Origin of the sequence: Macrococcus carouselicus, from assembly GCF_004359515.1 — a bacterium.
Taxonomy (GTDB): domain Bacteria; phylum Bacillota; class Bacilli; order Staphylococcales; family Staphylococcaceae; genus Macrococcus; species Macrococcus carouselicus.
In genome coordinates this window covers 107,488-127,609 of the sequence record NZ_SCWD01000001.1, presented here as the reverse complement: position 1 = coordinate 127,609, position 20,122 = coordinate 107,488, and the positions used below count along the sequence as shown (strand labels likewise).

At 42.3% G+C, this 20,122-nt stretch carries 21 protein-coding genes, 1 tRNA gene and 1 pseudogene; 4 read left to right on the top strand and 19 right to left on the bottom strand.

Annotated features, from left to right (window positions below; translation table 11 throughout):
• The 14 genes from ERX40_RS00670 to ERX40_RS00605 all read right to left on the bottom strand — a co-directional run bounded on the left by ERX40_RS00670 (position 1) and on the right by ERX40_RS00605 (position 11,964).
• Complete coding sequence (locus ERX40_RS00670) at positions 1-741, bottom strand: alpha/beta hydrolase (RefSeq protein WP_133416575.1); 741 nt, start codon at positions 739-741, stop codon at positions 1-3.
• Positions 742-835: 94 nt separating this feature from the next.
• A complete protein-coding gene (gene secG, locus ERX40_RS00665) occupies positions 836-1,069 on the bottom strand; it encodes a preprotein translocase subunit SecG (RefSeq protein ID WP_133416574.1) in 234 nt (77 codons plus the stop codon).
• 107 nt (positions 1,070-1,176) lie between these two features.
• On the bottom strand, positions 1,177-2,481 hold the full coding sequence (gene eno / locus ERX40_RS00660) for a surface-displayed alpha-enolase (protein ID WP_133416573.1): 1,305 nt from the start codon (positions 2,479-2,481) through the stop codon (positions 1,177-1,179).
• Between the two features lie 72 nt (positions 2,482-2,553).
• A complete protein-coding gene (gpmI, locus tag ERX40_RS00655; protein WP_133416572.1) occupies positions 2,554-4,086 on the bottom strand; it encodes a 2,3-bisphosphoglycerate-independent phosphoglycerate mutase in 1,533 nt (510 codons plus the stop codon).
• On the bottom strand, positions 4,086-4,835 hold the full coding sequence (tpiA, locus tag ERX40_RS00650) for a triose-phosphate isomerase (protein ID WP_133416571.1): 750 nt from the start codon (positions 4,833-4,835) through the stop codon (positions 4,086-4,088). Before tpiA ends, gpmI begins: the two co-directional genes overlap by 1 nt.
• Before the next feature lie 12 nt (positions 4,836-4,847).
• Positions 4,848-6,038: a phosphoglycerate kinase gene (locus tag ERX40_RS00645; RefSeq protein WP_133416570.1), complete on the bottom strand. Its 1,191-nt coding sequence runs from the start codon at positions 6,036-6,038 to the stop codon at positions 4,848-4,850.
• A 99-nt stretch (positions 6,039-6,137) separates the two neighbouring features.
• Complete coding sequence (gene gap, locus ERX40_RS00640; protein ID WP_133416569.1) at positions 6,138-7,151, bottom strand: type I glyceraldehyde-3-phosphate dehydrogenase; 1,014 nt, start codon at positions 7,149-7,151, stop codon at positions 6,138-6,140.
• A gap of 16 nt (positions 7,152-7,167) precedes the next feature.
• Entirely contained in the window at positions 7,168-8,208 is a 1,041-nt protein-coding gene (locus ERX40_RS00635) for a sugar-binding transcriptional regulator (protein ID WP_133416568.1), read from the bottom strand.
• A 112-nt stretch (positions 8,209-8,320) separates the two neighbouring features.
• Positions 8,321-8,566 carry a glutaredoxin family protein gene (locus tag ERX40_RS00630; RefSeq protein WP_133416567.1) on the bottom strand — a complete coding sequence of 82 codons (246 nt, stop codon included), beginning with the start codon at positions 8,564-8,566 and terminating at the stop codon, positions 8,321-8,323.
• A complete protein-coding gene (locus ERX40_RS00625) occupies positions 8,553-8,855 on the bottom strand; it encodes a hypothetical protein (RefSeq protein ID WP_133416566.1) in 303 nt (100 codons plus the stop codon). The genes ERX40_RS00630 and ERX40_RS00625 overlap by 14 nt, the downstream gene beginning before the upstream one ends.
• Positions 8,856-9,682: 827 nt before the next feature.
• Positions 9,683-10,480 carry a DUF3825 domain-containing protein gene (locus tag ERX40_RS00620; protein ID WP_133416565.1) on the bottom strand — a complete coding sequence of 266 codons (798 nt, stop codon included), beginning with the start codon at positions 10,478-10,480 and terminating at the stop codon, positions 9,683-9,685.
• Positions 10,481-10,777: 297 nt separating this feature from the next.
• Entirely contained in the window at positions 10,778-11,134 is a 357-nt protein-coding gene (locus ERX40_RS00615; RefSeq protein WP_133416564.1) for a sigma factor-like helix-turn-helix DNA-binding protein, read from the bottom strand.
• On the bottom strand, positions 11,131-11,652 hold the full coding sequence (locus ERX40_RS00610; protein WP_133416563.1) for a hypothetical protein: 522 nt from the start codon (positions 11,650-11,652) through the stop codon (positions 11,131-11,133). The genes ERX40_RS00615 and ERX40_RS00610 overlap by 4 nt, the downstream gene beginning before the upstream one ends.
• A 12-nt stretch (positions 11,653-11,664) precedes the next feature.
• Entirely contained in the window at positions 11,665-11,964 is a 300-nt protein-coding gene (locus ERX40_RS00605; RefSeq protein WP_133416562.1) for a hypothetical protein, read from the bottom strand.
• Positions 11,965-12,624: 660 nt separating this feature from the next.
• Here ERX40_RS00605 and ERX40_RS00600 point away from each other — a divergent pair.
• A pseudogene (locus ERX40_RS00600) lies at positions 12,625-12,864 on the top strand (tyrosine-type recombinase/integrase); the annotation flags it as partial.
• 162 nt (positions 12,865-13,026) lie between these two features.
• Here ERX40_RS00600 and ERX40_RS00595 read toward each other — a convergent pair.
• Positions 13,027-13,098: transfer RNA gene (locus ERX40_RS00595), tRNA-Arg, on the bottom strand.
• 146 nt (positions 13,099-13,244) lie between these two features.
• Here ERX40_RS00595 and clpP point away from each other — a divergent pair.
• The 3 genes from clpP to ERX40_RS00580 all read left to right on the top strand — a co-directional run bounded on the left by clpP (position 13,245) and on the right by ERX40_RS00580 (position 16,212).
• A complete protein-coding gene (gene clpP / locus ERX40_RS00590) occupies positions 13,245-13,838 on the top strand; it encodes an ATP-dependent Clp endopeptidase proteolytic subunit ClpP (protein WP_133416560.1) in 594 nt (197 codons plus the stop codon).
• Between the two features lie 202 nt (positions 13,839-14,040).
• Entirely contained in the window at positions 14,041-15,396 is a 1,356-nt protein-coding gene (locus ERX40_RS00585) for an alkaline phosphatase (RefSeq protein WP_133417566.1), read from the top strand.
• Between the two features lie 66 nt (positions 15,397-15,462).
• On the top strand, positions 15,463-16,212 hold the full coding sequence (locus ERX40_RS00580) for a hypothetical protein (RefSeq protein ID WP_133416559.1): 750 nt from the start codon (positions 15,463-15,465) through the stop codon (positions 16,210-16,212).
• 12 nt (positions 16,213-16,224) lie between these two features.
• Here the strand turns inward: ERX40_RS00580 and whiA are convergent, their stop codons facing one another.
• From whiA to trxB, 4 genes are all read right to left on the bottom strand, one after another.
• Complete coding sequence (gene whiA / locus ERX40_RS00575) at positions 16,225-17,175, bottom strand: DNA-binding protein WhiA (RefSeq protein ID WP_133416558.1); 951 nt, start codon at positions 17,173-17,175, stop codon at positions 16,225-16,227.
• Positions 17,176-17,189: 14 nt separating this feature from the next.
• Entirely contained in the window at positions 17,190-18,170 is a 981-nt protein-coding gene (locus ERX40_RS00570; RefSeq protein WP_133416557.1) for a gluconeogenesis factor YvcK family protein, read from the bottom strand.
• Positions 18,157-19,059, bottom strand: coding sequence for an RNase adapter RapZ (gene rapZ / locus ERX40_RS00565; protein WP_133416556.1), 903 nt, complete (start codon positions 19,057-19,059; stop codon positions 18,157-18,159). Before rapZ ends, ERX40_RS00570 begins: the two co-directional genes overlap by 14 nt.
• A gap of 95 nt (positions 19,060-19,154) precedes the next feature.
• Positions 19,155-20,087 (bottom strand): thioredoxin-disulfide reductase, encoded by a 933-nt coding sequence (gene trxB, locus ERX40_RS00560; protein ID WP_133416555.1) that lies wholly within the window; start codon positions 20,085-20,087, stop codon positions 19,155-19,157.
• Between the last annotated feature and the right edge of the window lie 35 nt (positions 20,088-20,122).

Below are 20,122 nucleotides of genomic sequence, written 5' to 3'. Positions count from 1 at the left end.
TTAGTGAGACCATTCCAGCCCTTCTAAAAATGCAAAATAATCTGCAAAGAGCTGTTCTTTTTCCTTATCTATAGTGATGACATGGCCTGATTGCTCATACCAGTGAATTTCCTTCTTGTCACTTGAGGATTCTTCGTAAATGATATTCGCTGAGTCCGGGTTGATCATCGTGTCAAGTCTACCCTGTGCTACAAACAGCGGTGCGAAGACATTATCAACGGACTCTCTTACTTTCTTGATCGTCTGCTGCAGATCTTCGAGCAGCTCAGTGGGTTGAAACGCCGCCATCTCACGCTCAATCTGAGCACCATCTTTACCTTCACGTTTCTTGAATTCTCGTGCATATTCCAGTACACCTTCAAACATATTGCCAGTTGTCTTGATATACATCGGTGAACACATCGTCGCAACACTGTTCACATCACGATTCTGACTGAGTCTGAGCGCGAAATCTCCACCGAGTGACAGACCGGCAACTGAAATCTCACTGTACCCTTTGTCTTGCAGGAAATCGTATGCCTCGAGAACCTGTCCCCACCAGACATGCGGACTTGAGTTCAGCAGTTCTTCCGGCGGTACCCCGTGCCCCTCATAATGCGGTGCATAAGACGTATACCCTTTCTTCTGCAGAAAACGCGCCAGCTGTCTGACGTCAGAAGAATTGCCGGTGAATCCGTGCAGCAGGAGCACTGCTCTTGGCCCTTCCTCAAAGAAAAAGGGTTCAGGTAATCGAATTTTCATGGTGATAACTCCTTTTAATGTATTACTTCTATTGTATGTGTTTTTGGCGCCGATTCAAAATAAAAAAGTCCGGTGAACCCACCGGACTTATCGTTTACATGTTGAAATAAGTTAGCGCCAGCATAATTAAGAAGAATAACACTGACAGCACAATGGTTGTACGCAGTAAAATCAGATCAACACCGCGTGTCTTCTGTTTGCCGAATAAAGTTTCCGCACCACCACTGATAGCGCCGGATAATCCATTACTTTTACCTTCCTGCAGTAAAACAACCGTAATCAATCCGATGCAGACGATGACGAGTAAAACCGTAAGGGCTGTATGCATAGAGGGTCCTCCTACTAATAATGACTCGTTCCATTTTACCACGAATGAGAGAAAAAAGAAACAACAACAAAAAGAAGACACGGCGTCCCGTGTCCTCAGCTTATCAACTATTTATTTAAGTTGTAGAAAGATTTGAGTCCTTCAAACTTAGCTGTTTCATATAACTCATCTTCAATACGAAGTAACTGGTTGTATTTCGCAATACGGTCAGTTCTTGATAATGAACCTGTTTTGATCTGGCCTGCATTTGTCGCAACAGCGATGTCAGCAATTGTCGTGTCCTCTGTCTCACCTGAACGGTGAGAGACAACAGCAGTGTAACCAGCTTTTTTAGCCATTTCGATGGCTTCGAATGTTTCTGTCAGGGTACCGATCTGGTTGACTTTGATCAGAATCGAGTTACCGACCCCCTGTTCGATTCCACGTGCCAGAATTTCAGTATTTGTAACGAACAGATCATCACCGACAAGCTGAACTTTATCGCCCAGGCGGTCAGTAAGGAGCTTCCAGCCGTCCCAGTCGTTTTCGTCCATACCATCTTCAATGGAGATGATCGGATATTTGTTTACTAACTCTTCCAAGTAATCAACCTGTTCAGCAGAAGAACGTTTCGCGCCGCCTTCCCCTTCGAACTTCGCATAGTTATATACGCCGTCTTCGTAGAACTCAGAAGCGGCACAGTCAAATCCAAGGTAGACATCTTTACCCGGTTCAAGCCCTGATTTTTTGATAGCTTCCAAGATTGTCTCAACACCGTCTTCAGTTCCTTTGAAACGCGGTGCGAATCCACCTTCGTCCCCGACTGATGTTTCAAGTCCGCGTTCTTTAAGGATTGATTTTAAGTTGTGGAAGATTTCAGCGCCCCAGCGTAATGCTTCCTTGAATGTTTCAGCGCCGACTGGTAATACCATGAACTCCTGGAATGCGATCGGTGCATCTGAGTGAGAACCACCGTTAACGATATTCATCATCGGCACTGGTAATTGTACGCCGTTGAAGCCGCCTAAATATTTATACAGGGGTTGACCTAAATAGTCAGCCGCTGCACGCGCAACAGCCATAGAGACACCGAGAATGGCATTAGCGCCCAGTTTGCCTTTGTTAGGTGTTCCGTCCAAAGCAATCATCATCTTATCAAGAGAGACCTGCTCGAGCACTGAGAACTCTCCTTCGATGATTTCTGGTGCAATAATTTCGTTTACATTTTCAACAGCTTTTTCTACACCTTTACCTGAATAGCGTTCTTTGTCGCCGTCACGTAATTCAACCGCTTCATGTTCACCCGTTGATGCACCTGATGGTACAAGTGCACGACCGAATGCGCCGCTTTCAGTTAATACTTCTACTTCGATTGTCGGATTACCACGTGAGTCAAGGACTTCACGTGCGTATACGTCTGTAATAATTGGCATAGTTAAAACTCCTTTGAATGTATTTTCTCTTATATTATTGAGTATTCACTGTATTTAATCAACTAATATCATTTACTTGATGATAAGTGATTCACCGGTCATCTCTACCGGCTGCTTAATACCCATCATATCAAGTAACGTCGGTGCTAAATCAGCAAGACGGCCGCCATCACGGAGCTTCACGGACTCATCTGTCACAATCACAGGCACAGGATTAGTGGTATGAGCAGTCATTGGTTTATCGTCCATCGTGACCACTTCGTCAGAGTTCCCGTGATCAGCTGTGATGATCGCGCGTCCGCCTTGTGCAAGAATCTTGTCAACAACAGCACCCAGACACTCATCTACCGCTTCAATCGCCTTGATTGTCGGTTCAAGCATACCGCTATGTCCGACCATATCAGGATTAGCAAAATTCAGAATGATCAGGTCGAGATCTTGCTTATCAAGCTCGGTGATTAAAGCGTCTTTCACTTCATACGCACTCATTTCAGGCTTCAAGTCATATGTTGCCACCTTCGGCGAATTGATCAGTACGCGGTGTTCACCTGCGAACTCTTCGTTACGGCCGCCACTCATAAAATAAGTGACGTGCGGGTATTTCTCAGTCTCAGCGATACGCAGCTGCTTCTTGTTTTCATCAGCAACAACTTCACCGATTGTGTTCACTAAGTTCTCTTTTTCGAAAACCACATCCGCCTTCACCGTATCGCTGTATTTTGTGAAAGTCACAAATTTAATACCGATTAAGCGGCGGTCCATCTCAAATCCGACAAATTCTTCATTTGTATAGACTTCTGAAAGCTGGGCTGCACGGTCAGGGCGGAAATTGAAGAAGATCATGCCATCACCGTCATTGACACCTGTATTCTCGTGGTAAGCTTCGTGGTCTTTAACAACAAAAGGAATGACGAACTCATCCGTTACACCCTCAGCGTAACTTGCTTTAACGCCCTCAGCCGCTGTCTGATATTCCTTGCCCTTACCATAAGTCATTGCATCGTATGCCATCTGCTCACGTTCCCAGCGTTTATCACGGTCCATCGCATAATAACGACCTGATACTGAAGCGAACTGACCGATACCGAGCTCTCTGAACTTTGCTTCGGTCTCTTCGATATACTGAAGAGCTGTTTCCTGACCGACGTCACGGCCATCGAGAAATGCATGCACATAGACACGTTTAACACCCTGAACTTTCGCCATCTCGAGTAAAGCAAAGAGATGTTTATAGTGGCTGTGGACGCCGCCGTCAGAGAGTAAACCCATTAAGTGCAGAGCACTTTCGTGTTCCGTCACATGTTTCATCGTCTCAAGCAGCACTTCATTCTTGAAGAAGTCACCGTCCTCGATAGATTTGTTGATGCGTGTCAGACTCTGATAGACGATGCGGCCAGCACCGATATTCAGATGTCCCACTTCTGAGTTACCCATCTGCCCTTCAGGAAGGCCTACATCCAGTCCACATGCGCTGAGCTGATTATGCGGGAACTGATTATAATAACGGTCGAAATTGGGTTTATGGGCCTGTTTGACTGCATTCCCTTTCACTTCATCGCGATTAGCGAACCCGTCCAATATAATAAGAGCCGTTGGTTCTGTCATTACTTAGCACCTTCTAACAATTTTACGAATGAATCCACTTCAAGAGAAGCACCGCCGACTAATGCACCGTCGATATCAGGCTGAGCCATATATTCCTTAATATTTTCAGGTTTCACGGAGCCCCCGTACTGAATACGGACGGCTTCTGCCGCTTCTTTCGAGAAGTCCTTCTCTACAACTGAACGGACAAACTGGCAGCTATCTTGTGCATCCTGTGAAGTCGCAGATTTACCGGTACCGATTGCCCAGATTGGTTCATAGGCAACGACAGCCTGCCTCACCTGTTCTTCTGTGAAGCCCTGCAGTGCAGCAGATACCTGTTGACCGATCACCGTTTCAAATTCGTCTGCGTCACGCTGTTCTAATGTTTCACCGACACAGATGATAGGAGTCATCCCGTTTCTGAAGACGGCAAGCGCTTTTTTGTTTACATCTTCGTCTGTCTCACTGAAATACTCACGACGTTCTGAATGACCCAGTACTACATATTCAACGCCCAAGTCTTTGAGTGCCTGAGGGCTTGTCTCTCCAGTGAATGCACCACTCTCTTCAAAATAGGCATTCTGAGCACCGATATGAAGACCTTCAACATCAGCACTGATTAATGCATCAAGATGAATAGCGGACGCACAGATTACTGTGTCCACTTCTTCAGTTGAAGGTAATGTCGGTAAGTTCTGTACAAACTGTTTTGCTTCTGCTACTGTCTTGTTCATCTTCCAGTTACCTGCAATAATTGGTTTTCTCATTAGTCTACACTCCTATTTATCTGAAATCGATTTGATACCTGGTAGTTCCTTACCTTCTAAATATTCAAGTGACGCGCCGCCACCTGTTGAGATATGCGTGAATTTATCAGCAAAGCCCAGTTCCATCGCTGCTGCAGCTGAATCACCACCACCGATGATCGTTGTTGCATCCTCTAAATTCGCGATTGCTTCACAGACACCGATTGTCCCTTGTGCGAAGTTGCTCATTTCAAAGACACCCATCGGTCCATTCCAGACAACTGTTTTCGCGCCCTGAAGCTGTTCTTCGAATAATTCAACAGTTTTAGGACCGATATCCAGTGCCTGTTCGTCTGCTGGAATTTCATCGACTGATAATTCTTTGATTTCGCCATCGTTTGAGAATTCTTCAGTGACTTTAGCATCGACCGGCAGGACAATTTTGCCTTCCCCGCGTGCCAGTAAATCTTTCGCCAAGTCAATCTTATCTTCCTCTAATAATGACTGACCAATTTCTTTGCCTTGTGCTTTTAAGAATGTATAGGCCATTCCACCGCCGATCAATACTTTATCAGCGACTTCCAGTAAGTTTTCAATCACGCCGATTTTATCAGACACTTTCGCGCCACCTAAAATCGCTACGAATGGACGTTCCGGACTTTCTACAACGCCACCGATGAATTTGATCTCTTTTTCCATCAGGAATCCTGCTGCTGATTCTAAATGAGAAGCAATTCCGACGTTAGAGGCATGCTCACGATGCGCAGTCCCGAACGCGTCATTGACAAAAACATCGCCAAGAGAAGCCCAGTATTTGCCCAGTTCAGGATCATTTTTGCTTTCCTTCTTACCATCTATATCTTCAAAACGTGTGTTCTCCACTAAGAACACGTCGCCTGGTGTCAAGTTGTTGATTGATGCTTCTAATTTCTCGCCCCGCGTCGCATCTGTGAACCCGACCTCAGTTCCTAACAGCTCAGCTAAGCGACGAGCAACGGGGTGAAGTGATAACTGTGCTTTGTCTTCTTCTGTTTTCACTTTACCTAGATGAGAGAAAATAACTGGGGTGCCGCCTTGCTCGATGATGTATTTGATTGTCGGTAATGCTTCAACGATACGGTTATCATTCGTGATTTCACCGTCTTTCATCGGAACGTTAAAATCTGCTCTTACCAGAACCTTTTTGTCCTTCAATTCTAAATCTGAAACAATCTTCTTAGCCATTACATTTCCTCCTTAAAATAGTGTCACTAACAGTATAACAATTATTAAGAAAAAATAAGCAGGAGAAGCGTATCTTCTCCTGCTTACGCTTAACTTTAATTAAGCTTGCTGTGCTTGTTCGGCTAAATGTTGTAAAGTACGCACTAACTGAGCAGTGTAGCTCATTTCATTGTCATACCATGCTACAGTTTTAACCATCTGATGATCACCGACTGTCATGACGCGAGTCTGAGTCGCATCAAATAATGAACCGTAAGTAATACCGATGATATCAGAAGAGACGATTTGGTCTTCTGTATAACCGAATGATTCATTTGAAGCTTCTCTCATTGCCTGGTTGATTTCTTCAACTGTCACTTCTTTATCTAAGATACATGTTAACTCAGTGATTGAACCTGTCGCGACTGGTACACGTTGTGCTGAACCATCTAATTTACCTTTTAATTCAGGGATAACTAAACCAATCGCTTTGGCAGCTCCTGTTGAGTTAGGCACGATGTTCTGAGCTGCTGCACGCGCACGGCGGAAGTCACCTTTAGCATGTGGTGCATCAAGTGTATTCTGGTCACCTGTATAAGCGTGAACAGTCATCATTAAACCTTCGATGATACCGAATTTATCATTCAGAGTTTTAGCCATAGGTGCTAAACAGTTTGTTGTACAAGATGCACCTGATACGATTTCTTCAGAGCCATCTAAAATGTCATGGTTAACGTTATAAACAACTGTTTTAAGATCTCCCGTTGCTGGTGCAGAGATCAATACTTTTTTAGCACCTGCTTTAATGTGAGCCTGTGCTTTTTCTTCACTAGTGTAGAAACCTGTACATTCCAATACAACATCGATGCCCAGTTCTCCCCATGGAAGTTCTTCTGCTTTCGGGTTGGCGAATGATTTGATTTCACGACCATTTACAAGGAAACCACCTTCAACGACACGTACTTCCTCTTTGAAGCGGCCTTGTGTTGTATCGTATTTTAAAAGATGTGCAAGCATATCATCTTCTGTTAAATCATTAACCGCTACAACTTCGATATCTTTAACTTCCTGTAATCTTCTGAATGCTAAACGGCCGATACGTCCAAATCCGTTGATTGCTACTTTTACTGCCATGAATAATGGCCTCCTTCTAATTTTTATTATTGTCAAAGGCTAAAGCCTTCAATAACTGCTTTGCTGCTGCTTCATCAGTGATAAGCGTGGTCTGAGGCGGTGCTATTCTAAGGTAGGCGGAAATGGCCTCAGTCTTACTCGTGCCACCTGCAACTGCTATGATATGTTCCTTAGTAAGGACATCCTCCCGTTGCAGACCGATAGTTCGGACCTTATAGACAATATTACCCTTTTTATCGTAATAATAACCAAAAGCTTCACCGACTGCATGATTTTGTTTCAATAATGCTCTGACTTCAGGGTCTGTCCTTCTTCTGGCTGCCATCTTGCTTGCATCACCAATTCCATGGACAACAATATCTGCTGATTTGATCTGATCAAGAACAGAACGCACAGAAGGTTCTTCAATCAGATTCTTATAGGTCTTCTCACTTACCTGATCCGGAACATACAGCGTTTCGTAATGGCCGCCGGTGAATTCTGCCATCTTCGCTACTATAAAGTTCGCCTGGTGAATCATATCTTCACCAAGGCCACCGCGGGCAGGTGTGAAAGTCACATCGAACGGTAATTCTGCCAGATGACTGGCAATACTCGCTGTACTCGACCCTCCTGTCACCGTCACTGTCATATCAGGACAGAGCAAGGACTGCAGATAACGACTCGCTTCAATACCGAGAAGGGTCACCGTCTCAGTGTTTTCGTCTGCATCGCCTTTAACTACAATGATTTTCCTGATTCCTGTCAGTTTACTGAGCTCAGAACCGAGCGCCGATAAATCATTGTAGACTGACATATATCGCGACAGCACGGCGAGGACTTCTTCACCCTCAGCAGTGATGATCATGCCTTTAGGTAAAATATCGATGAGGTGCTCCGCCTTAAGACTCTCAACATCACTGCGTAAAATGCGTTCCGTCATATTGAGTCGTTCAGCCAGTGCCCGTCGACCGATAGGCTGCTGGTGCTGTATCAAAGAAAGCACATTAAAACGACGCTGCATTTTCTCAATGATATCTGGAATCAGTCTCTGCTGAACGGCAAAAATGTGATCCATCAGACTTCCTCCAATTCAACGAGACATAAAACGTCCCGATTGGGACAAACTGTGTTACAACTCTATGTTAGCAAGATAAATATTTGATTGCAAGAAATAACCTTGAACAATATTAACATTGTTCAAGGCGCTCGGTTACAGTAACAAAGTCAATGATTCCTTCCTGAATGACCTGATCCTCATAGACGATAACCGGTACACGTATCTGATATTCCATCATCAGTTCGTCATGATCTGTTATATTGATTTCTTCGTATGTAATAGGGAGATCCACAAAATTCAGCTGTCGCTTTGCTTCTTCACACAGTGAACAACCAGGCTGCGTGTAAATAATGAGATGATAGTTACTCTCTGCCATAGACCCAGTCCTTAAGACGCTTGTTCTCGCAGCAGAGGTGATAGCCTTTTTCGTATTCCGGATTCTTTAGCATCTCCTCAAGTTGCAGGCGACCTTTCTCAGTGATCTCGATATCCTTCAGAACGATAACATCATCCACAAGAACCTCACCCGAAATGACTTCTGATTCCTTCATCTCAATAAATATATCTTTAAGTAGCTCAACGTCAATCCAGCCAAAAAAATTAGCAAGGACCGTCCCCTTTCTCAGCTCATACAAAACGATAAATTTCAGCCGATCTTTTTCCATACTGGTCTCCTCCTAAAAATGTATTATCTGATATATACCCCATTTTAAAAAAGAATATACAAAAAACCCACCAGATATTGGTGGGTTTAAGGTAATCTGTTTATAACGCCCTCGGAGGACGTTTGAAGTGCTTTAAACACGCTATTTATAAGGCTTTTGGGGACTGTGTGGGGATAAAAGGTTAAAAAGTGCTGATTTTGATGACTTATTTTGATAGTAATTTAATAATTATGGTTTACCGTGAAAATGCGTAAATCATACCTGCTATAAGATAGAATATAAAGTATATTGTTAATCGCAATGATATAATTTTCATTTTATTCTGCTGATATGTTCCTGCATCCACTTGCTTTTTATAAACTCTAACTGATAAAAATGTTTCAATAGCTGAAAATAATAATATTCCACATATCAATAATGTCCACTTTATAAATTAACCTAACCAATTCTGCGTATAAGCTAGTAATCCTAATACTGCACCAATAGCAGCACTAACAAACGCAATAATTGTGAGATTATCTTTTTCTGATTTTTTCATGAGATGAGCCTCCCCTTATATTGTATAGTGTAAATTTAACATTAATTTACTTAAATATACAGAAAAACCACATATCTATTAAGATACATGGTCTGTGATTGCCATTCTAAGAGTACTTTACGGGTAGTTGGTCGAGTGAGTGTAGAAAACGTGCTTAGAATAGGGATGTTAATACAATACCCTAAGCATTTGAAATTATAGACAGTCCTTAATATTTTTAAATTGTATATGAAAAGCTAATTTACTCAATCATAATGATACGATAGCTTAATCTACAAAATAAATATCACTAATGCTGCTCATTCGTTAACCAGTTGCTCTCTGGCTTCATTAATAGTCTAGCATTACAGTATGCCATTTCTTTTGTTAAGACAGTATTTACTCTATATGAATTATCGTGTTTTTCTATTGCCAGTGCTATAACCTCATCTCCAAATGCTAAGGGAATTAAATACATTATTTTTTTATTATAGTATTGAGGAATTGCAAGTCTATTGTTTCTCAGTAATCTCTTTTCAATAATAGAAATTTGAGCCGATAAAACACTGCTTAAAATATCTTCCGGTAGTTCTCTCATAGCTTTTGGTAGTCTGTCAAAATTATCATCTATAATATGTTCAAGGTTACTGTGAATTTTTAAAGACGGATTAAAATAATAACTTTCAGGTGTCTTTTTGAAGTAATCGATGTGTTGAGGTAATTGATGTCTAAACTCTACCGGAATATCGTGAGAAGATTGCTTGTAAAAACTCTTAAAAAACCAATCTTGTTTATCAGGATATTTATTTCGGGAGAAAAGCATAAATATTTCTTCACCTTGCTTAGATAATAAGCCTGTGTTCATAATGGCATAGTCATCATTCATTAATATTAAATTATCATCAAAAGCTTTAGAAAATGTATGATGTATATACTGAAATAAGACACCAGTTTCCTTTTCATTTTCATTCATTTTCGGACTATCATAATACCAATTTTCCGGTTCTGCTAATTTAGATAAATAAATTAATTTATCATTAAAATTACCTAAGAATGCGAATTTATTCAAAGGTGGTTGGTTTCTTGAATTATTATAATTGTGCTGCATTTGACCTCTCCTAATCCATAATATGTAATATAATTTTCACATTATTCTATTCAAATGTCTAGACAAAGCAAAAAAAAGTAAGTATATTATTAATTAAGAGGCAACAATTAGTAAGTAATATATATAAAGCAAGTACACACATAGGAATATAGATCAATTTTTATAAAGCCTCTAAAATATAGGAATGCTTAATAAAAAGTGTAATCCATTACTTAATTATAGTAATGGATTTTTTTATATCATTTTGAATCAACTCTTCACGAATTAAAACACCACTAGTACCTCTACCAGCCGTGTTTACTCACATATCTTATCCAATACATTCATCAATATCTGCCTAATTCGTTCCCTGGATAGTTCAAACACCTTACCAATTCGTTCTAAAGTCCTGCCCTCACACCTCAATACAAATACAAAGTATTCCCTATCCGTACATAAGACATCTACACGATCTAGCAATTCATTGAAATAGGCCACATAGTAAGCCACCTCATCCGATGCCTGCATGACTTTAACCGTATCATCCATGTTCATTGTGCTGCCTTTATCAAGTGAAAAGAAGTCGTCCTCTTCATCAAACTCTGATTCCGGTATCAAGTCCACATGATGAAACTCTTTGATGAACTGCTTGATATAGTCTCTGTCATACTTCATACAGTCGTCACCTGGCGGCTTAATTTAATCATGGTCACATGTTCATTTCTTGCCCGTTGTCTTGCATTCTCACGCTGTCTATTGCGTTCTACACGTTCATTCTGCACCAGTTGATATAAATCTACCTGTAAACGTTCGACGACCTCTGCCGGTCTGTATGTGCCTTGTGAACGCATGTAACGCTTAATCTGCTGCTGCTCTTTAGGTGAATATGTGGCCATGACCTGTTTCAGTAGCTGCATATGGTGTGATGACTTCTTACGGTAGCGTTCCAGTGCATCCTTTTGTTCGATTATCCATATAGCCAGCTTATCTAATGGATATGATACAGACATAAAGCCATATACAGTAGATTCAGAATGACTGACATTCAGGCCATACATTGATTCAATCTGTTCTTCCAGCATGGCTATCTTGCTGCTGATTAGATAAGGATTGAATTTGTTCAATAGTTCCCAGTCAGATAATCGGCCATATGTTTTATAGGTGTAACATTGATTTACTTTAATTAATCGCATGAAGCCACCTCACTATTTAGCTGGTAAAACTTTTTCTTTATAGCACGTTTTACACAAAGGAACATTTTTTGAATCGGGTGTACTGTCGAAAGGCTTCATATATAGTTGAGTTGCCAGTTCATCGCATAACGGGCAGCAGACAGAAATCACTTTCTTGTCATCCACTTCTTTTACATTGAGCTTCATAAGGTACTCAGTGTGTCCAACTAGCATAGTGACTAGATACCGGCCAACTCTGCTGATGTTCTTAAACATCTCATCTTTAATGACGATGACCATCTTATCCCCTATCCGTTCATAGTGTTTCTTCATCAGCCTTTCCCCCTCGTTTCAGTATGCTGTCAGTAAACACGCTACCATTATGATACTTCAATACTTCATCGGTTTCGGGTATATCATCTACTATGAAAACGGGTGATGACATATGCACATTCTGATTCTCTGTCCATAGTGAATGGTATTTACCCAGTAAGTCTAAAGCCCTGTTCTGATCGCTTAGCTTCGGCTCTGTTTCGATAATCGTTACTGATTCGTTATAAACTAAGTTCTGCCGTTTGGTGTCGGGATTGAGCATAAACTCAGCACGCTTTAGGATGCTTCTTTCTGTTCCAGTTGCTCACCTTATGATCTGCTGAAAGACATCACTAAGCCGATCTATCAGAAGTTTCTCAGTGAATATGCAGCTACACATTCCACTGATTCAGTACGTAAGCTGAACGCTGCAGTGCGTGACGTGATGGATGATGCCATACATGATGGTCTGATTCTCAAAAATCCCACGTATAAGGCCGTTACAGTGGGCGGAAAGGAAAGTAAGGCTGCTAACCTCAAATACCTCGAATATGAGCAATACAAGGCTCTCAAGCTGTATTTAGAGGGTATAGACACACTGCTGGCACACTGGCAGCTGCATGCAAGGAATTAAAGGCAATCAGTGAAAATAAAGTTGAAGCTAGAGGTGAACTAAAAAAGTATATTGACGATCTAAAGGCGATGAACAAACCTTTCAAGTTTGATAAAGTCGTCACCTGTCACGCCCTGCGACACACTCACTGCTCTGTTTTGATTGCTGAGGGTATTTCTATTCATTACATCAGTAAACGTCTGGGACATAAGAATATAGGTGTTACAATGAGTGTTTACTCGCATCTATTAGAACAATCTTTTGAGAAAGAAGAAGAAAAGGCGATAAAGTTCTTAGAGAGTATGTAAAAAAAGCCGATTACAAATTTTTTGTAGTCAGCTTTTTCTTTTGGGGATTATTTGGGGATAAAAAATAAAAAACGTATGATAACCTATTCTATCTTAAATAGCTTAAACCATTGATTTAAAGCCATTCTGATATTTTAGTTATCACACGTTTTAACTGTATAACGCCCTCGGAGGGAATCGAACCCCCAGCCTAAGAACCGGAATCTTAAGTGTTATCCATTACACCACGAGGGCAATTACTTAACATTATACCTCTCTTTGCTCTATATTTAAATATGAAAAAATACAAGTTGATGTAACTCGTGTTCTGAGTGCTATCTTTTGACTATTTTTGACCTTATATAGTATATTATTAACAAACCTTAAAGGAGGATTTTCCAATGAACTTAATTCCAACAGTTATTGAATCTACTAACCGCGGTGAACGCGCCTATGACATCTACTCTCGTCTTTTGAAAGACCGCATTATCATGCTTGGTTCTCAGATTGACGACAATGTGGCAAACTCTATTGTGTCACAGCTTTTATTCCTGCAGGCACAGGATGCCGAAAAAGATATCTACCTTTATATCAACTCTCCTGGTGGTAGTGTGACAGCGGGTATGGCAATCTATGATACTATGCAGCACATCAAACCGGATGTACAAACCATCTGCATCGGTATGGCCGCTTCTATGGGTTCATTCTTACTCGCTGCTGGCGCTAAAGGTAAACGTTTCGCATTACCTAACGCTGAAGTGATGATTCACCAGCCACTCGGCGGTGCTCAAGGACAGGCGACTGAAATTGAAATCGCAGCACGTCATATCTTAAAGACACGTGAGAAATTGAACCGCATTTTATCTGAACGCACAGGTCAGCCGATCGAGAAAATCGAGAAAGATACTGACCGCGATAATTTCTTAAGCGCTGAAGAAGCGAAAGAGTATGGTCTGATTGATAACGTCATGCATCCGACAGAGAATGAAAAATAATAATAAGCTATTTAACCGCTCAGCCTAAAGCTCAGCGGTTATTTTTTTACATTAATTTTACATATTCTTTACATGATAGGCATCTTAACTTTACAAAAACTTGTTAAGTTTAATGGGTAATTAAAACCTAGGAGGATTTATCGTGAAATCATTCAATAAAGTTGTTGCTTCATCCGTAATCGCGGGTCTTTTCTTATCAGCTATGCCGACTGCAGGTATCCAGACTGCAGATGCAAAAGCTAATAATTCTCATGCGAACTACCATGCGCAGATGAATCATGCAACAGGCCAGAAACCTGTCACTTGTAAAGGGAACGTGAAAGCACCTAAAAACATCATCTTCATGATCGGTGATGGTATGGGACCTTCTTACAATACAGCTCATCGTTATATGCTTGATAATCCTGCAACTGCTCAGATGGAACTCACATCATTTGACCACTACTTATTAGGTACACAACGTACGATTGCTGAAGACGAGCATGAAAACATCACTGACTCAGCTTCTGCTGCTACTGCAATGAGTGCTGGTGTTAAAACTTATAACAACGCTATCGCGGTCGACAACGATAAAACTGAAGTTAAAACTGTATTGGAGCGTGCTAAGGAAGTCGGAAAATCAACTGGTCTGGTTGCGACTTCTGAAGTCACTCACGCGACTCCAGCTGCATACGGTGCTCACGATGAATCCCGTAAGAACATGGCAGCTATCGCAGATGACTACTACAACGAAACGATCAACGGCAAACATAAAGTAGACGTTATCCTTGGCGGTGGACGTGACTACTTCGAACGTAAGGATAAAGACTTAGTATCTGCATTCAAAAAAGATGGTTACCAGTTCGCCACTAACAAACAGGAAATGCAGGCAGCTGAAGGTCAGCAGTTGCTCGGTCTCTTCTCTAAAGGTGGCATGCCTAAGATGATTGACCGCGCAGCTTCAATGCCTTCTCTTCAGGATATGACTCAGACAGCTCTGGACAAACTAAGCACGAACAAAAAAGGGTTCTTCTTAATGGTAGAAGGTTCTCAGATAGACTGGGCTGGTCATGCTAATGATATCACGGGTGCAATGAGCGAAATGCAGGACTTTGACCTTGCCTTCCAGACAGCTATCGACTACGCTAAAAAAGATTGTAACACATTAGTCATCGCTACAGCTGATCACTCTACTGGTGGTTTCTCAATCGGTGCTAACGGTGTTTACAACTGGTTCGTTGAGCCTATCAAACAAATGAAACATACGCCGGAATACTTACGTGCTCAATTAATGAAGGACGGCGCTGACGTCGAACAGATCATCAAAGCTAACGTCGGTTTCGAATTAAAAGCTGAAGAAATGCAGGCCATCAAAAATGCTGTGGCTGCTAAAGATGCAATTAAAATCGAAAATGCTATCGAAGCGCCAGTTAACACTCGCAGCTTAACTGGCTGGACAACAGGTGGACATACCGGTGAAGACGTAAACGTATATGGTTACGGGCCAGCCAGCTCATTATGGAGAGGCAATATCGAAAACACAGAAAACGCTAAACATATCTTCAATCTTATCAAATAATTACATTTAAGAATGGCCCTCTATGGAAGTCATAGGGGGGCTTTTTTTATTAAAGGGAGTTCTATGATGAAAAAATATTTATACATACTAGTTGCTGCAGGGGTACTGGCAGGGTGCGGACAGCAATCCGACACTGCTTCTACTCCCACTAAAGAACAGACATCGTCTGAACAAGCGACTACCGAAAGTCCAACGACCGAGCAACTATCGACAGAAAAACCTGCTGAAGTTGAAAAAAAGAAAACACAGGAAGAAGATATTCACGATCACAAGGATACTGCATTTAAAGATACAGAAAGTAAGGCACCTGGCGTCAAGAAAACATACCCTCTGACTAAGCTGACAACAGAAACGGTTGATAAAACCATTAAGGTCAAAGACAATGAGACAGTTCTCTACACAGAAGATACAGGTCACGGTATTCCGACTAAACCTGCTGGTGAAGGACAGGAATTTCATGCTATCCTTGATGTGACATTTAAGGATTTAAAGATGTATATGCTCGATAACGGTACGTTTATCACAGCAGATCCACAACATGTTGAAGTCATTAAGACCGGGGACCATTATAATCAGTATCCAGTCTATAAGATGCACGCAGATGATGTGAAATATCTGGATTCTCTGAATAAAGAAGACCCTGAATATGATGCCTATGTCAAATATGCAGAGGATTATGGTACACGTCAGTACGACTACAAACGTGAAATGCTGATGCACACTGCTATCCATGAAGTCAATGATGCAACGCCGGAAAGTCTGACTATCCCTGAAGAACACTTCCTATCGCTCGATCAATTTAAAGCAAAAAAATAAGCCGGCACCGGCTTATTTTTTTAGGTCGATATATTCTCCTGTTCTCAGTTTATCTGCGATTTCATCAAGCTTTCTCAGTCGATGATTAACACCGGACTTCGAGATGACACCTGCTGACACCATCTCCCCCAGTTCCTTCAGCGACACGTCCTGATGCAGCACCCGTAGTTTCGCTATCTCCCGCAGTCGCTCCGGCAGTTCTTCAAGCCCGATCTCCTGCTTGATCAGTTCAATATTCTCGACCTGTCTCATCGCAGCACTGATAGTCTTATTCAGATTAGCTGTCTCACAGTTGACCAGTCGGTTCACTGAATTCCGCATATCTCTGACGATACGTACATCCTCAAATTTCAGCAGCGCCTGATATCCGCCGATGATGCTCAGAAACTCAGCGATTTTCTCCGCTTCTTTCATATAGGAGATATAGCCTTTCTTTCGCTCCAAAGTCTTCGCGTTCAGCTGATAATTATTCATGAGTGCCGTCAGATCACGGGAATGACTTTCGTATAAAGAAAAGATTTCAAGGTGATAGGAGGACGTCTCCGGATTATTGACAGATCCTCCCGCCAGAAATGCACCTCTCAGGTAACTTCTCCTGCAACAGTCATCTGCTACCAGCTGATTGTCAATTTCATGCGTGAAACTTCCGTCCACCAGGATGCTGAGATCTGCGAGGATTTCCTTCGCCTTCGTTTTAATGCGGCAGATATAGACGTTATTCTTCTTCAATTTCATTTTCTTGCGGACCAGCAGCTCAATCTCTACGCCAAATATTTTCTTGATCAGCGTGAAGACCCGTCTCGCGATTGCTGCATTCTCTGACTGCACATTGATGACCCATTCCCTGTTGGAAATACTGAGGTTTCCGTTCATGCGGATAAGTGCAGCGAGTTCCGCTTTATGACAGCAGTCATCTGCCTCTATTCTGGTCAGTTCATTTTTCATTTCCGATGCAAATGACACGTTACTCTTCCTTTCTATTCGTCCACCTGAATCGTGCTGACTTCAGACAGTACAAGCTCATATATCATATCAGCCAGCACGCTGTTATCATGGCGGACAGCGTAATCCTCATTGACATGTACCAGCTGATCATCCGTCAGAATCTCAATTCCCATCTGTTCCACTGCTTCTACATCACATTCCACAAAGGATGAATTTCGTTCAGCATAGTTGGATGATATCTTTTCATTCGGCATCTTATGATTTGCTATGACAAATTCGATAAACGGTGCGCCTACGTGCTTATGTATCGCCTGGATATGATCAGAAACTTTATAATCGGTTGTTTCTCCTGGCTGCGTCATGATGTTGGAGACATAAAGTTTCTTTGCCTCACTTTTAATCAGTGCTTCAGCAATCTCAATTAAGAGGACATTCGGAATAATACTGGTATAAAGGCTGCCCGGTCCGAGCACAATCAGATCAGCCTCGTATAAGGCTTCCACCGCTTCATTCATCGGTTCGATATTGAGCGGTGTGAGGAAGACGTGATCAATCTTCTTATGCTTCATGGGAATAAGTGATTCACCTACAACAATTTCTCCGTCTTCCATGACCGCATTCAGTACGGGACTTGTATTGGTCGACGGAATGACAGTCCCCTTCACGTTCAGTATCTTACTCAGTTCACGTACTGCATGACCGAAGTCATTCGTGATATCAGTCATCGCTGCAAGCATGAGGTTTCCGACAGGATGTCTGCCTAGCGTATCGGAATCAAAACGATATTGAAACAGCTTCTCTAAGAGCGGTTCTGCATCACTGAGCGCTGCCAGCACATTTCTGATATCCCCTGGGGCAGGTATCTTCATTTCATTTCTTATCTTTCCCGTACTACCACCATCGTCAGCCACTGTTACGATGGCAGTAATATCTACGGGGTAAGCTTTCAGTCCTCGGGCCAGAACAGAGAGACCGGTTCCGCCACCGATCAGGCATATATTAAGCCTTCTCATTCAGTTTACCTTCAATCAGCGCATCGCGGTGAGAGGTATTAAGCTCAAAATCGAAGAAATCCTTAAGATCGTGGCTGATTCTTTCGGCTAATGCAACAGAGCGGTGCTGTCCACCCGTACAGCCAATTGCGATAACGACCTGCGACTTACCTTCACGCATATAGCCCGGCATAATAAATTTAAGCAGGTCCATCAGTTTATTATAGAAAATCGTCGTCTCTTTCCACTTCATCACATAATCATACACTGCAGAATCAAGACCTGTCAGTGGACGGAGGGTATCAATGTAGTACGGATTCGGCAGGAATCTGACATCGAACACCAGGTCAGCATCAATCGGGATCCCGTGTTTGAAGCCGAAGCTCATGACATTGATCTTGAAGATATGATCCTTACCGTTATTGAATAGTTCGATAATATGACTACGGAGTGCCTTCGGTTTCATCTCAGTCGTATCGATCATGTGTGTGGCCATACCACGCAGATCAGCAAGCAGCTGTCTTTCCTGCTGAATAGCAGTGAGCGGTGAACCTCCTTCAGATAAAGGATGAGTCCTTCTCGTCTCTTTGTAGCGCGTCACAAGCACTCTGTCTTTGGCATCAAGATAAAGAATCTGGACGATAATATCTGTCAGGTTGGTCACCTGCTGCAGTTCATATGATAGATTATCGAAGAAACTCTTCCCCCGTAAATCAATGCCAATCGCTACTTTCGATAGTGAATCATTATTCTCCTGCATGAGTTCCACTATCTTCGGCAGGAGTATGGGCGGCAGGTTATCGATGCAGAAGTAGCCCAGATCCTCTAAACTCTGAATGGCGACAGACTTACCTGCTCCGCTCATTCCTGTTACGACTATCAGTTTTTTTATGCCTTCATCAGTATTCAAGTCAATCCCTCCTTAATCTTTAATTTTACACAAATTCATAAAAATAGACACGCCCGAAAGGACGCATCTTATTTTTTATTATCGTTTCAGTCATACTATTTGTCATCAAGTGCTTCAATATAGTGCTGAGCATTCTGTGCGGCAATACTGCCGTCACCAGTCGCTGTCACGATCTGACGAAGCGTTTTGACACGGACATCGCCTGCTGCAAAGATACCGGGAACCGCAGTTTCCATCTGATCATTGGCTACGATATAACCTGCTTCGTTCGTAATACCGAGATCAAGGAAAGGTGCAGTCAGTGGCTGCATACCGATATAGATGAAGACACCGTCAGCCTGAACTTCAGATTCAGCGCCGTCTTTATCAATCAGTGTCACGCTGCCTACTTTACCATCTTTTTCATTGATCTGTTTTAATGTTGAATTCCAGATGAAGTCAACTTTCTCATTCTTAAATGCACGTTCCTGCAGAATTTTCTGAGCACGCAGTTCATCTCTACGGTGAACAATCGTTACCTTATCAGCGAACTTGGTCAGATAAACACCTTCTTCTACCGCAGAGTCTCCACCACCGATGACAATCAGGTTCTTCTGCTTGAAAAATGCACCGTCACATACGGCACAGTAGGAAACGCCCCGGCCACCGAGTTCTGTTTCACCCGGTACACCGATTTTCTTGTACTCAGCACCCGTTGCGATGATAACCGCCTTACCGATGAGTTCTTTGTCTCCTAGCGAGACGATTTTGTTCTTACCTTCCACACGGATGCCTTTGATATCACCGTACGCATATTCAGCACCGAATTTCTGAGCATGCTGGAACATCTTAGTTGAAAGATCCGGACCCGTGATCAGGTCGAATCCTGGGAAGTTCTCCACGTCATTTGTGTTGGCCATCTGACCGCCCGGCATGCCGCGTTCAACCATGACAACTGATAGATTGGCACGAGCTGCATAGAGACCTGCAGTCATCCCTGCAGGACCCGCACCGATAATAATTACATCATATTGTTTTTGTTCAGTCATAATATCCTCCTTAAAGATGAATCAGTACTATAAGA

Bases quoted from the DNA above. Each gene is read 5' to 3' on its own strand.
- ERX40_RS00580 (WP_133416559.1), top strand. From the start codon at position 15,463: ATGAAAAAATATTTATACATACTAGTTGCTGCAGGGGTACTGGCAGGG.
- ERX40_RS00670 (WP_133416575.1), bottom strand. From the start codon at position 741: ATGAAAATTCGATTACCTGAACCCTTTTTCTTTGAGGAAGGGCCAAGA.
- eno (WP_133416573.1), bottom strand. From the start codon at position 2,481: ATGCCAATTATTACAGACGTATACGCACGTGAAGTCCTTGACTCACGT.
- ERX40_RS00615 (WP_133416564.1), bottom strand. From the start codon at position 11,134: ATGAAGTATGACAGAGACTATATCAAGCAGTTCATCAAAGAGTTTCAT.
- ERX40_RS00610 (WP_133416563.1), bottom strand. From the start codon at position 11,652: ATGCGATTAATTAAAGTAAATCAATGTTACACCTATAAAACATATGGC.
- ERX40_RS00570 (WP_133416557.1), bottom strand. From the start codon at position 18,170: ATGAGAAGGCTTAATATATGCCTGATCGGTGGCGGAACCGGTCTCTCT.
- gap (WP_133416569.1), bottom strand. From the start codon at position 7,151: ATGGCAGTAAAAGTAGCAATCAACGGATTTGGACGTATCGGCCGTTTA.
- ERX40_RS00585 (WP_133417566.1), top strand. From the start codon at position 14,041: ATGCCGACTGCAGGTATCCAGACTGCAGATGCAAAAGCTAATAATTCT.
- trxB (WP_133416555.1), bottom strand. From the start codon at position 20,087: ATGACTGAACAAAAACAATATGATGTAATTATTATCGGTGCGGGTCCT.
- ERX40_RS00625 (WP_133416566.1), bottom strand. From the start codon at position 8,855: ATGGAAAAAGATCGGCTGAAATTTATCGTTTTGTATGAGCTGAGAAAG.
- gpmI (WP_133416572.1), bottom strand. From the start codon at position 4,086: ATGACAGAACCAACGGCTCTTATTATATTGGACGGGTTCGCTAATCGC.
- secG (WP_133416574.1), bottom strand. From the start codon at position 1,069: ATGCATACAGCCCTTACGGTTTTACTCGTCATCGTCTGCATCGGATTG.
- ERX40_RS00620 (WP_133416565.1), bottom strand. From the start codon at position 10,480: ATGCAGCACAATTATAATAATTCAAGAAACCAACCACCTTTGAATAAA.
- ERX40_RS00630 (WP_133416567.1), bottom strand. From the start codon at position 8,566: ATGGCAGAGAGTAACTATCATCTCATTATTTACACGCAGCCTGGTTGT.
- tpiA (WP_133416571.1), bottom strand. From the start codon at position 4,835: ATGAGAAAACCAATTATTGCAGGTAACTGGAAGATGAACAAGACAGTA.
- ERX40_RS00645 (WP_133416570.1), bottom strand. From the start codon at position 6,038: ATGGCTAAGAAGATTGTTTCAGATTTAGAATTGAAGGACAAAAAGGTT.
- ERX40_RS00635 (WP_133416568.1), bottom strand. From the start codon at position 8,208: ATGGATCACATTTTTGCCGTTCAGCAGAGACTGATTCCAGATATCATT.
- ERX40_RS00605 (WP_133416562.1), bottom strand. From the start codon at position 11,964: ATGAAGAAACACTATGAACGGATAGGGGATAAGATGGTCATCGTCATT.
- clpP (WP_133416560.1), top strand. From the start codon at position 13,245: ATGAACTTAATTCCAACAGTTATTGAATCTACTAACCGCGGTGAACGC.